Annotated in this window: 13 protein-coding genes; 6 read left to right on the top strand and 7 right to left on the bottom strand. The window is 34.8% G+C overall.

The window, feature by feature from the left end:
- Window positions 1–165 precede the first annotated feature (165 nt).
- Complete coding sequence (locus Q0871_RS09905; RefSeq protein WP_299321747.1) at window positions 166–1,488, top strand: pitrilysin family protein; 1,323 nt, start codon at window positions 166–168, stop codon at window positions 1,486–1,488.
- Between the two features lie 8 nt (window positions 1,489–1,496).
- On the top strand, window positions 1,497–3,569 hold the full coding sequence (locus Q0871_RS09900) for a pitrilysin family protein (protein WP_299321743.1): 2,073 nt from the start codon (window positions 1,497–1,499) through the stop codon (window positions 3,567–3,569).
- Window positions 3,570–3,641: 72 nt separating this feature from the next.
- On the opposite strand, the gene Q0871_RS09895 is transcribed toward Q0871_RS09900, so the two are convergent.
- Window positions 3,642–4,385, bottom strand: a complete 744-nt coding sequence (locus Q0871_RS09895) for a head GIN domain-containing protein (RefSeq protein WP_299321740.1) — start codon at window positions 4,383–4,385, stop codon at window positions 3,642–3,644.
- Between the two features lie 74 nt (window positions 4,386–4,459).
- Complete coding sequence (locus Q0871_RS09890; RefSeq protein WP_299321737.1) at window positions 4,460–5,344, bottom strand: EamA family transporter; 885 nt, start codon at window positions 5,342–5,344, stop codon at window positions 4,460–4,462.
- Between the two features lie 154 nt (window positions 5,345–5,498).
- On the opposite strand from Q0871_RS09890, the gene Q0871_RS09885 reads away from it, so the two are divergent.
- Together Q0871_RS09885 and Q0871_RS09880 are read left to right on the top strand one after the other, a co-directional pair.
- Entirely contained in the window at window positions 5,499–5,852 is a 354-nt protein-coding gene (locus tag Q0871_RS09885) for a heavy-metal-associated domain-containing protein (protein WP_299321733.1), read from the top strand.
- A gap of 1 nt (window position 5,853) precedes the next feature.
- Window positions 5,854–6,276 carry a hypothetical protein gene (locus Q0871_RS09880; protein ID WP_299321730.1) on the top strand — a complete coding sequence of 141 codons (423 nt, stop codon included), beginning with the start codon at window positions 5,854–5,856 and terminating at the stop codon, window positions 6,274–6,276.
- A gap of 12 nt (window positions 6,277–6,288) precedes the next feature.
- Here Q0871_RS09880 and Q0871_RS09875 read toward each other — a convergent pair whose 3' ends face one another.
- The 5 genes from Q0871_RS09875 to mutY are packed head-to-tail and all read right to left on the bottom strand — an operon-like array spanning window position 6,289 to window position 10,692.
- Window positions 6,289–7,239, bottom strand: coding sequence for a pyridoxal-phosphate dependent enzyme (locus tag Q0871_RS09875; protein WP_299321727.1), 951 nt, complete (start codon window positions 7,237–7,239; stop codon window positions 6,289–6,291).
- 6 nt (window positions 7,240–7,245) lie between these two features.
- Entirely contained in the window at window positions 7,246–7,806 is a 561-nt protein-coding gene (gene gldD / locus Q0871_RS09870) for a gliding motility lipoprotein GldD (RefSeq protein WP_299321724.1), read from the bottom strand.
- Window positions 7,796–9,097: a gliding motility-associated protein GldE gene (locus tag Q0871_RS09865; protein WP_299321720.1), complete on the bottom strand. Its 1,302-nt coding sequence runs from the start codon at window positions 9,095–9,097 to the stop codon at window positions 7,796–7,798. Before Q0871_RS09865 ends, gldD begins: the two co-directional genes overlap by 11 nt.
- Window positions 9,098–9,144: 47 nt before the next feature.
- Window positions 9,145–9,615 (bottom strand): single-stranded DNA-binding protein, encoded by a 471-nt coding sequence (locus tag Q0871_RS09860; protein ID WP_299321715.1) that lies wholly within the window; start codon window positions 9,613–9,615, stop codon window positions 9,145–9,147.
- Window positions 9,616–9,642: 27 nt separating this feature from the next.
- Window positions 9,643–10,692, bottom strand: coding sequence for an A/G-specific adenine glycosylase (gene mutY / locus Q0871_RS09855; protein ID WP_299321713.1), 1,050 nt, complete (start codon window positions 10,690–10,692; stop codon window positions 9,643–9,645).
- 127 nt (window positions 10,693–10,819) lie between these two features.
- Between mutY and Q0871_RS09850 the strand changes: the two genes are divergently transcribed.
- Together Q0871_RS09850 and Q0871_RS09845 are read left to right on the top strand one after the other, a co-directional pair.
- Window positions 10,820–11,110: an HU family DNA-binding protein gene (locus Q0871_RS09850; RefSeq protein WP_027065813.1), complete on the top strand. Its 291-nt coding sequence runs from the start codon at window positions 10,820–10,822 to the stop codon at window positions 11,108–11,110.
- A 263-nt stretch (window positions 11,111–11,373) separates the two neighbouring features.
- Window positions 11,374–12,924, top strand: coding sequence for an Rne/Rng family ribonuclease (locus Q0871_RS09845; RefSeq protein ID WP_299321682.1), 1,551 nt, complete (start codon window positions 11,374–11,376; stop codon window positions 12,922–12,924).
- Window positions 12,925–12,956: the final 32 nt, after the last annotated feature.

The raw sequence follows: 12,956 nt of genomic DNA, 5'->3' as shown, positions 1-12,956 counted from the left end.
TTAGACTTTTAAGATAAACAATAAACAACTATTAATTCAATTTAATCTGTTAAAGAATACTTATATTGAAGATTGTTCTTACAAATTATTATTTTTTATGTAACATTTTTGTAAAGTCATATACTAACTAAACAGAACATTAAACACTAACCTAAAACAATTTAAATGAAAATGAAATTACTACTGGTTTCGGCAGTATCTTTTTTTGGATTTGCCGGACTCGCACAAGAGGTCGCTTTTGAAGAGTACAACTTAGACAACGACCTACACGTTATTCTACACCAAGACAATACCGCACCTATTATCTCAATTTCGGTTTTATACCATGTCGGATCTAAAGATGAAGATCCAAAACGAACCGGATTTGCACATTTTTTCGAACATCTTCTTTTTGAAGGTACCGAGAACATTGAAAAAGGACAATGGGACAAAATAGTCTCTTCTAATGGCGGATCAGGTAATGCTACCACCAATGAAGATAGAACGTACTATTACGAAGTTTTTCCTTCCAACAACCTAGAACTAGGACTTTGGCTAGAATCTGAAAGAATGCTTCATCCTGTTATCAATCAAAAAGGGGTTGACACTCAAAATGAAGTTGTTAAGGAAGAAAAAAGACTTCGTGTCGATAATTCACCATATGGCAAGTTTATCGAAAATATAAAGAGAAACCTTTTTAAAAGCCATCCTTATAAAGAAACGGTTATCGGTAAAATGGCAGATTTAGATGCTGCTACCCTAGATGAATTTATAGCTTTTCAGAAAAAATTCTATTCTCCTAACAATGCCGTATTAGTTATTGCAGGTGATTTTGAGAAAGAAAATGCCAAAAAATTGATTTCAGATTACTTTAAGGATATCCCTAAGGGAGCAGAAATTGCAAGAAACTTTCCAAAAGAATCTCCTATAACATCAGAAATTAACGCAAAGGCTTACGACTCTAATATTCAAATACCGGCTACTATGATCGCTTATAGAACTCCCGGTCTAAAAAATAGAGAAAGCCAGGTATTAGAAATGATTTCTACTTATTTATCTGACGGACCTTCTTCTAAACTTTATAAGAAAATGGTCGACGAAGAAAAGCAAGCCTTACAAATTGGCGCCATACCGGTTACATTAGAAGATTATGGTATGTATATCGTTTTTGCACTTCCGGTAGGCGAGACTAGCTTAAGCACACTTAATACCTCTATTGAAACAGAAGTAGAGAAATTAAGAAGTAACCTTATTTCTGAAAACGATTATCAAAAACTACAAAACAAGTTTGAAAATGAATTTGTAAACAGTAATTCAAGTGTTGAAGGTATTGCTAGTTCTCTAGCTGAATACTATATGCTTTACGGTGACACTTCTTTAATTAATAAAGAAATAGAGGTTTATAGATCTATTACCAGAGAAGAAATCAAAGAAGTTGCCAACAAATATTTAAAACCTAACCAAAGGTTAGTATTAGAATATTTACCTGAACAAAATACTGCAAACTAAAAATGACTATGAAAACTACATATATATTATTCTTAACATTATTCTCGGTAATTACTCTACAAGCACAGGTAGACCGTACAGTTATGCCTAAACCAGGTCCAGCACCTGAAATTAACTTAGGAGAACCGCAATCTTTTAACCTTAATAACGGATTAAAAGTATTGGTAGTCGAAAACCATAAACTACCAAGAGTATCTATGCAATTATCAATTGACAACCCGCCAATTTTAGAAGGTGATAAAGCTGGCACAGCTAGTTTAGCTGGTAGTCTTTTAGGGCTAGGATCTAAAAATATAACTAAAGAAGCCTTTAACGAAGAAATCGATTTTTTAGGAGCTAGGCTATATTTTAGCTCTCAAGGCGCTTACGCTCAATCGCTTTCTAAATACTTTTCTAGAATGATGGAACTTATGGCAGACGCAGCTATAAATCCGAATTTTACTCAAGAGGAATTTGACAAAGAAAAAGACAAACTTATTACCGGATTAAAATCTGAAGAGAAAGTAGTTTCTTCGATTTCTAGTAGAGTTCAAAGGGCTTTAGCTTACGGTAAAAATCATCCTTATGGAGAATTTACCACCGAAGCCACAGTAAACAATGTTACCCTTGGTGATGTTGAAGAGTTTTACAGAGAATATTTTGTACCTGCTAATGCCTATTTAATTATTATTGGTGATGTAAATTTTAAAGAAGTAAAGACTTTAACAGAAACCTATTTTACATCATGGACCAAAGCCGTGCCACCAAGCTTCTCTTATTCTCAGTCTAAGAACGTACCAAATACGCAAATTAACTTCGTTGATATGCCAAATGCCGTTCAGTCAGAAATTACAGTACAGAATATCGTAAACCTTAAAATGAAAGACGATGATTATATAGCCTCCCTTTTAGCCAACGAAATATTGGGCGGGGGATCTGATAGTAGATTGTATTCTAATTTGAGAGAAGATAAGGGCTACACTTACGGCGCCTATTCTTCTATTGGCAACGACAAATATGGTCCTTCTAGATTTAGAGCATCTGCAGAAGTTAGAAATATGGTCACCGATAGTTCTGTAGTAGAAATGTTAAAAGAACTTGAGCTTATTACCACTAAACCTGTAACCGATGAGGAATTAAAAAATACCAAAGCCTTATATGCCGGTAGTTTCATAATGGCGCTAGAAGATCCAGAAACCATTGCGAGATATGCTTTGAATGTTGAGAAAGAAAATCTATCTAAAGATTTTTACAAAACATTTTTAGAGAAACTAGATAAGGTTAGCAAAGAAGAAGTAGAAACAGCTGCCAAAAAATATTTCAATGTTGATAACGCCCGAGTAATTGTCGTTGGAAAAGGAAGCGATATTTTGGCTAACCTAGAAAATGTTGAGTTCAAAGGAAAGAAGCTGCCTGTACTTGCTTATTCTAAAACTGCCGATAGAGTTGAAACTCCTGATTACAGTGCTGCTTTACCAAGTGATGTATCTGCGCAATCTGTACTTGAAAAATATATTGAAGCTATTGGTGGAAAATCAAAACTAGAAGGCGTCAATACCTTAGCAATGATGGCCGAAGCAGAAATGCAAGGCATGAAGCTTAATCTGAACATTAAAAAAACATCTAGCGACCAACTAATGCAAGATGTACAAATGATGGGTAATTCAGTTAGTAAACAAGTACTAAATGGAGATACAGGCTACATGGTTATGCAAGGTCAACGTAAGGATCTTGAAGAAAAGGAATTGAAAGCTATTAAAAAGGAATCTGCTCCTTTCACTGAACTTCAATTAATAAACGATGATTCTGTAGTAATAGAAGGTATGGAATTGGTTGGCGATAAAAATACCTACAAACTTAAAGTTGGCGAAAACAAATCTGCTTTCTATGATGTTGAAACCGGACTTAAATTACAAGAGGTAACCGTAACTGAAATGCAAGGTCAGCAAATTTCAAGCACTTCTAATTTTGAAGATTACAAAGAGGTGTCTGGCATATTGTTTCCTTATAAAATAATGCAGACTGTCGGTCCACAATCTTTTGAATTTATAGTTTCTGAAATCAAAGTAAATGACGGGGTAGCGCCTGCTGATTTTGAATAACAACAATTCATTACAAATAGAAAAACCCGCTAAGTAGCGGGTTTTTTGTTTTTCAATTTCTAGGTTAAGATATTATCCTATTTTTCTAATTGTTGCTTCTCCGAATATTAATCCTTTATCTACTTCTGGGTTACCAGTGTAGTTGATATTTGTTTCTCCATAGCATGTTACTTTCAACCTTTCAACAACATTTACCCTAAAATTACTTTCGCCATAAGCGGTAATTTTAGTTTCATCTGCAACCATACCTTCTGTATTTATCTCACTCTCGCCATATGCCCTAAATACTTGGCGCGCCACATTTCCTTCACTGATTTCTAAATAGCTACTACCATAAATTGCTACTGTTAATTCATCTATAGAAACCGAATCAAAGTATACTTTAGCGGCTCCGTATAACGACATTTTAAAATCATCGGCATTGAATAGATTTTTGCATCTTACTATTTCTTCTCCTCGTATCGATAGATTTTCTAGTTTTCTATATGTTACCGTAATAGAAGCCATAGTGCCATTATAAAGCGATTTACTACCTCTCCATTTATCAGTTGAAATACGTTCAGATTTGGTTACAACCTTAGCACCGTCTAAGTACAAACGCAGCGTTCTGCCCTCCACCTCAACATTTATTTTATCTAATGATATTTTTGCATTGTCAATAACAACACTTTCCTCTTCGCCTTCAACAAGATTTAATTCTATATGCGGACTAACAATTAGTTTATCGAAAGATTTTACGTTGAATGTTTTTTCTTGAGCCTGTATACTGCCTACAACAAAGGTTGCTGCAAGTAGCGTAAATATGATTTTTTTCATGATTTTCGTTTTTTTGATTAGTTCTATACAAAGACTACCTTAAGTTAAGTTTGTTACAGTACGCAGAATTATTTTTACAGAACTAACACTTTTTTTCTATTAACCAGCCAAACACCAAATAAGATAATGAGTCCGCCTAATAGTTGCAGGATACTTATATTTTCTCCATCTAAAAAACCCCATAACACGGCTACAAGTGGAATTAGATACGTTACCGATGCTGCAAATACAGGACTAGATAGTTTTATTAATTTATTAAATAAGATATTCGCCAAAGCCGTACCTAGAAAAGCCAATACCATAATGTACCACACAGCTTCATGCATAGCACTATCACTCGCAAACTGCTTAAACACCCCAGTATAAATCAATATAATTAATGCCGGAAGAAAAGCGACTCCGAAACTAGCCGTCGTTACCGCTAGCGGAGTTAAATGAGATAAATACTTCTTAATGATGTTGATATTAAAAGCATAACCCAATGCAGCAATAATTATAAATAAAGAATACCAATAGTTCTGGTTCACATTATTTTCCATACCTGCAGCAATAAGAACTATAGTACCAAAAAGACCTATCAAAACCCCTAGAACTTGTCTTCCCTTCAGTGATAGTCCAAAAAGTGCTATACCCACCAGGGTTGTAAACAAAGGCGCCACAGAATTAAGAATAGACGTAATACCACTACTAATTTCCATTTGCGCCAAGGCAAAGAAAAAAGGAGGAAAAAATGAACTACACAACCCTGCAATGGTCACCCATTTCCAATCGGTTTTTGAAAGTGTCTTCAACGATTTAAAACCAAGAATAAATAACAATATAGATGCAAATACGATTCTTAGCCCACCTACTTGCAAAGGTGTATAACCAACTAAAGACCTTTTAATAAGTATAAAGGAAGAACCCCATATAAGTGACAGAACAACTAGGTAAATCCACTTTTGATCTATATTCTTCAATTCTTTTAATTTACAACAAAAGTGGGGTTTTTCTAAATAATACAACTAGTTACAGACTAATTTTTACTATTGATTAGATAAAGCATTTTACATATTTGGTATCTTTACCTTAAAATAAGGTTTATGTTAACAACGTAACCATTAATTCAGTGTTATGAAATTCAAAGTATTATTTCTATTTGTGACCATATTCACACTAGCAACCAATGTTTCTTTAGCTCAAGAAGACGCCACTTTACCTACTGAAATTGAAAATAGCTCTTCAAGTACTATTTTAGTTGGGATAGACGGTATGGCTTGCCAAGTAGGTTGTGCAGATAAAATCTCTTCTAATTTAATGGAAACCGAAGGTGTAGTTTCTTCAGAAATTAGTTTTGAAAATAAAAACGGACTTATAACCTTTGACCCTACAATCATTAGCATTGAAGAGATAGAGACTGTTATTACCGGCACCAAAGTTAAAGACTACGTTTACACCATAAATACTGTTACTTCAAAAGACAACTAAAATGAAAAATATACTTTATACACTTGCCATAGCTACATTAATTACGTTCACTTCTTGCAAAGAAACCAAGAAAGCTGAAGAGCCTTCTAAAATGGAGAACGTAATGAGCATTCATGACGAAGTAATGCCGAAAATGGGAACTTTAGGAAAGCTAGTTGGCCAATTAAAACCAATGGCAGATTCTTTAGGAGCCGAGTCTGTTGAAGCAAAAGCCATAAAAGACCTTCAAGAAGCCAATAGATCGATGATGGATTGGATGCAAGGTTTTGGCGATCGTTTCGATTCAGAAGAAATAATGGATGGCAAAGAACTTTCTGACGAAAAGAAACAATGGCTAAAAGAAGAAGAAGAGAAAGTTCTACAAGTAAAAGAAAACATCAATTCTAGTATTGAGCGTGCAGAAGAAATTTTAAGCAAGCAATAAAAACAACGTATTCTAAAAAGGTAAATTAGATAAGTCTACATTTCCTCCAGAAATAATTATGCCTATTTTTTTATTCTGAAAAACTTCTGGCTGCTCTTTTGATTGTTTTAAAACTGCAGCCACAGTTACCGCACTAGAGGGTTCTATGATGATTTTCATACGTTCCCAAACGAGTCTCATAGCAGCTATTATTTCATCTTCCGTAATTCTAACAATACCACTTACCAGTTCTTTTATAATAGGAAAGTTTTTATCACCTAACATCGTCTTTAACCCGTCAGCAATGGTATTTGTTGTTTCATTACTTTCAATTTTTCCACTTTGTAAAGATCGGTATGCGTCATCTGCTTCAAACGGCTCAGCTCCATAAACGCAACAGTTATCTCCAAAATATTTAGCGGCTAACGCAGAACCAGCAATAAGGCCGCCACCACCAACAGGGCAAAATATAAAATCTAAATCGGATTGTTTTTCGAGTAACTCTAAGGCTGCAGTACCTTGACCTAAAATAACATTAGTATCGTTGGAAGGATGCACGAAAGTAGCACCCGTTTTTAATCCTATTTCATCTGCTAATGCTTGCCTCGCCTCTACTGTTGGCTCACACTCATAAATTTTACCACCATACTCTCTAACCCCTACTTTTTTAACTTCCGGAGCTGTATTTGGCATTACAATATGTGCGGTAACACCAACACTCTGTGCTGCTAATGACAGTGCTTGGGCAAAATTACCCGACGAATGTGTTACTACTCCGCTTTTCTTTTGCTCTTCTGATAATTGTAAAATGGCATTGGTAGCACCTCGTATTTTATAAGCTCCTGCTCTTTGAAAATTCTCGCACTTAAAAAAAACTTGAGCATTGACCTCTTTATCAATTAATCTCGATGTTAAAACAGCTGTATTATGAATAAATGGCGTTATTCGTTTATGACAATCTAATAGGTCTTGTTTTGTAACCATACGACTTTATTTTTTCCACCGAAGTGTTTCTATAATTCCCCTAATGTCATTCTGAAGATATGACGCTGCAGGTAGAATAGAATCATAATTGGGTTTCGTATAAAAATATACAGAACCGGTTAAAAAGTGTTCGGTACTATCGGTGACAAAAAATTGAGATTGCGAGGCAGCATTACCCTGCACCTCAAATAACGCGCCATATATTTTATTATCAGGATTTACATACGGCTGCTCTACAATGTTATCTGCTTTTGCAGCATGTTCGTAACTAAGCCTTTTAGAATCATTGATCAATTGAGCTAAATTACCGTCAATCTTCTTATAGCTTAGAAAAATAGCGCCTTTCATTTCGGGATAAGAAATCGTGTAGGCTTGATCGCCATTTGGTTCGGCATTTGCCAATTGATTGTATTTAAAACTGAAGTTCTCAGTTTCTAAATCTGCTAATTTTCCCTGCGGATATTCTAACCGCATTTTAGCTTTGGGTTTAGGGAGTACCTCTTCATCTTTACAGCTAACCATAAATAGAAATACTATTAAAAATCCAACGAATGACTTACTCTTCATGTGGCAAGGTTACTTTTATTTGTTTTAATCTCTTCTTGTCCATACCCTCAACTACAAAAGTATAGGAATCAAATTGTATTTTTTCACCTCTTTTCGGGAAACTTCCTGCCTTTTCTAAAACAAAACCAGCCAAGGTTTCTGACTCCCCTTTATTCTCTTCAAAGATTTCATTATCCTCTAATTTGATAACCCTATAAAAATCTTTAAGAGGTGTTTTCCCTTCAAAGACATAATTGAAATCATCTAATTTCGAGAAAATCAAATCTTCATCATCAAACTCATCACTAATATCTCCTACAATTTCTTCAATAATATCTTCTAAAGACACCAAGCCAGAAGTACCACCATATTCATCTACAACTATAGCCAAATGATTCTTCTTCTCTTGAAATTCACCCAATAAATCATCTAATTTTTTATTCTCAGGCACAAAATAAGGCTCCCTGATCAAGGTCATCCAATTAAAGGTTTTTCGATCTAGGTAAGGCAATAAATCCTTTACATACAAAACACCTTTTACAGTATCTATATTTTCACCAAAAACAGGAATTCTAGAATACCCGTTCTTCTTTATTTCTCCTAGAACTTCAAGAAATTTCATTTGCTCATTAAGGGCAAAAATATCTATACGAGGTCTCATTACTTGTTTGGTATCTGTATTACCAAAAGTCACAATACCTTCTAAAATCTTTTTTTCTTCTTTAGTGGTATCGCCATGAGAAGTTAAATCTAGCGCTTGTGACAACTGATCGACACTTAAACTTGATTTCTGCTTACCAAGTTTATTATACAAAAACAATGTTCCAGAACGCATAGGTAAACTTAATGGAGAAAAAATAAAATCTAACACCCTTAATGGATAAGCCATTAAATGAGCAAAACTCATCCTATTTCTGTTGGCATACACTTTTGGTAGAATTTCACCGAACATTAAAATTAGAAACGTTGCGACCACGACCTCTAAAAGAAAACGTACCGAAACAACACCGAACCACACCTGAGTTATATTTTCAAATAAGGTATCGCCAATGATACTAAATAGCAACACTACACCAATGTTAATAGCATTATTCGCTATTAAAATGGTCGCCAATAATTTTTTTGGACGTTCTAGAAGCTTAATTAGAATTGAACTTTGGGCAGATTTTTCGTCTTGTAGTTCTTTAATTTCGGTTGATGAAAGACCAAACATAGCCACTTCTGCTCCAGAAATAAGTGCAGAGCAAACAAGTAGTACGCATAGTACAACTATATTCATTGCAAAAACACCGTTTACAACTAATGTTGTCATTAATAACGGTAAGGGGTCTGGGTCCAATAGTTGTTATTTAAATTTTGTTAGAATGGTAAATCATCATCCTCATCTGGACTTGCAGGTGCAGGAGCTGATGCTTTAGATGGCGCTTTACTTTCAATACTTGCTGGTTTCTGAGCAGCAGGCGCTGAACCTCCATTGTTTTGCATACCCTCTTTCTTGGTTGTCAAAAATGTAAATTCTTGCACATGAACTTCAGTTGAATATCTGGTATTACCATCTTCACCTTGCCATTGACGATTTTTCAATCTGCCTTCTACATATACCTTATCACCTTTACTTAAATATTTTTCACAAATTTCAGCAGCTTTATTTCTAACTACCACATTGTGCCAATCTGTATTTGAAACACGTTCACCAGTAGATTTGTTGGTATATGTCTCATTTGTAGCTATTGGAAATCTACCAATACTACCGCCTCCTTCAAAATAATGCATTTTAACTTCATCACCTAAATGCCCAATCAACATTACCTTATTTAATGTACCGCTCATAACTTAAAGATATAAAAATCAAAAGTACTAAAATTTAAATGCTTTGATAAAATCTGCGATTAAAACTGGCACCGGAAAATCGGTTATTTTTTCTACAGGAATCTTACCTTCAAAATCATCATTTATATACACCAACCAGAACTTCGTATGCAGGTGTTGATGCGACAGCTTATGTACGATTGCATTTTCATTGTACATTATTACTTCGCTAGACTTCATATCACCAAGTACTTCTTTATACCTTATAATAATATCATCTATTTCTAATACATTATCTGACTCAAGCAAAGGAAACTGCCAAAGATTCTGCCAAATACCTTTGCCGGTTCTTTGATTTAGACTTGTGAATTGATGCCCATCAGCATCCTTATATATAGGTATAAGATAATTGAAGTATCGATTACGCACTTTTGTCTTCTTTAACTTCACTGGTAAGGTATCTAGCAAACCTTTTTCAAGAGCTACACAACTATCATTTAGTGGGCAAAGCAGGCATAAAGGTTTTTTCGGGGAGCATTGTATGGCTCCAAACTCCATAATACCTTGGTTATAGTCTCGAATATTAGCGGGATCCATGACTTTTTGCGCCAAGCTTTTAAAATATTTAATACCCTCTGTACTATTAATAGGAGTGTCTATACCATAGTATCTAGAGAGTACTCTATATACATTTCCATCTACTACAGCTTGCGCTTCATTGAAACAAATAGACGAAATTGCACTTGCAGTATAGTCGCCGACACCTTTCAGTGTTAAAAGTTTCTTATAATTATCAGGAAATTTCCCATCATACTGCTCGACCACCATTTTTGCAGCGGCATGAAGATTTCTAGCTCTTGAATAATACCCGAGCCCTTGCCAAAGTTTTAAAACTTGCTCTTCATTTGCATTGGCTAGATCATATACAGTTGGAAAATTTTCCACAAAACTCAAGTAATACGGGGTTCCCTGAGCTACACGCGTTTGTTGAAGAATAATTTCTGATAGCCAAATTTTGTATGGATCAGTACTCGCACGCCATGGTAAACTGCGCTTATTATCATGATACCAATCTAAAATTTTACTCGAAAATGACATGCTATTCAATACTAAGTTATAAAAGTAGCAGTTTATACACTTAAAATTAACCCATTAGAAAGAAAGATTGAATTTAATTTATATATTTGCAACCCGAAAAAACATACAGAAAATCTAATATTGAAAGATGACGAAAGCGGAAATTGTATCGAAGATCTCAGATAAGCTGGGAATTGAAAAAGGAGATGTACAGGCAACTGTTGAATCTTTTATGGAAGAGGTAAAAACATCACTAGAAAGTGGTGATAATGTTTACCTAAGAGGTTTTGGTAGTTTTATCATTAAAACTAGAGCCGAAAAAACCGGTAGAAATATTTCCAAAAACACAACTATTAAAATACCCGCTCACAACATTCCAGCATTTAAGCCTGCAAAGGTTTTTGTAGAAGGAGTTAAGAGCAACGTACACGTAAAATAATTAATCTTAAAAAAAGAACTTTATGCCAAGCGGTAAGAAAAGAAAGAGACATAAGGTAGCTACACACAAGCGCAAGAAGCGTAGAAGAGCTAACCGACACAAGAAAAAGTAGTTTTAATAACTACTTTTTCTTTTTAAAATACGTTCATTGACATAGAGATCCAGATTTTGGATTTCGGCAAATACATTTGTATTTGTCTATGGTATTGTTTAATCAGTTCGTTCCCTATTTTAATAGGCGAAACGACTAAAAATATATTCAGGTGAATAGAGAATTAATCGTAAGATCTAGTTCCCAATCTGTTGACTTTGCCTTGTTAAAAGACGGAAAACTCACTGAACTGCATAAAGAAGAAAACAGTAACGACTTTTCTGTAGGTGATATTTTTCTCGCCAAAATCAGAAAACCAGTTACCGGGCTTAACGCAGCGTTTGTAAACGTTGGTTATGAAAAAGATGCATTCTTGCATTACCATGACCTTGGTCCGCAATTATCTTCTATGCTTAAGTTCATAAAACAAGTGAGCACAGGAAAACTAACGGATTACACCTTAGGAAATTTCCCGGCCGAGACCGATATTGACAAAAACGGTGTTATTACCGATGTCATTAAAGCAAACCAATCTCTATTGGTTCAAATTGTAAAAGAACCTATATCTACTAAAGGACCAAGAATTAGTTCTGAGCTATCAATTGCCGGACGCTACTTGGTAATGGTTCCTTTTTCTGACCGTGTATCCGTATCTCAAAAGATTGCGAGCAAAGAAGAAAAAGACAGGTTAAAAAGACTAGTTAGAAGCATTAAACCTAAAGGTTTTGGTGTTATCATTAGAACAGTCGCAGAAGGACAAAAAGTTGCAGAACTGGACAAAGATCTAGAAAACTTGCTGAACAAATGGACAGCAATGTGTAAAAAATTACAACGTGCGCAGACACCATCAAAAGTATTTGTAGAACTCAATAGAGCATCTTCTATTTTAAGAGATGTATTTAATGATAGTTTTACCGGAATACATGTAGATGACGACACCTTATACAATGAAATTAAGGACTATGTGTCGGAAATTGCTCCCGAAAAAGAGAGCATCGTTAAGCACTATAATAACACCAACGTACCTATTTTTGAAAAATTTGGTATTGAAAGACAGATTAAAACGTCTTTTGGCCGTACTGCCGCAATGAGCAAAGGCGCCTATTTAATTATAGAGCATACAGAAGCACTTCATGTTATAGACGTTAACAGTGGCAATAGATCAAACAAAGCTAAAAACCAAGAAGATACTGCCCTAGAGGTAAATCTTTTATCCGCATCAGAAATTGCAAGGCAACTACGCCTTCGTGATATGGGCGGTATTATAGTTGTAGATTTTATCGATATGGTAAAACCACAACATAGAAAAAGGCTTTTTGAACATCTTAGAGATGAGATGAAAGATGATCGTGCCAAGCACAAAATACTACCTCCTAGTAAATTTGGTTTAATTCAGATTACCCGACAAAGGGTACGACCTGAAATGAATATTAAAACAACTGAAGAGGACCCAAACAATTCTGGGAAACAGGTGGAAGCACCTATTGTTTTAATAGATAAAATTACATCGGACCTTGAAAAACTTCTTAAAGGCCCTAAAAAGGATAGTAGTATAACTTTGAATATACACCCTTTTATAGCAGCCTATATAACAAAAGGTTTTCCATCGATGAGAACAAAGTGGTTCTTAGAGTATAAAAAATGGATTAAAATTCAACCACGCGATGCGTATACGTATCTAGAATACCGTTTTAAAAATAAAGACGGCAAAACAATATATTAATGAAAAAAGCGACTCCCAAAAGAGTCGCTTTT

It is taken from the genome of uncultured Maribacter sp. (genome assembly GCF_947500985.1).
Taxonomy (GTDB): Bacteria; Bacteroidota; Bacteroidia; order Flavobacteriales; family Flavobacteriaceae; genus Maribacter.
This window is presented reverse-complemented; position numbering and strand designations above follow the sequence as displayed.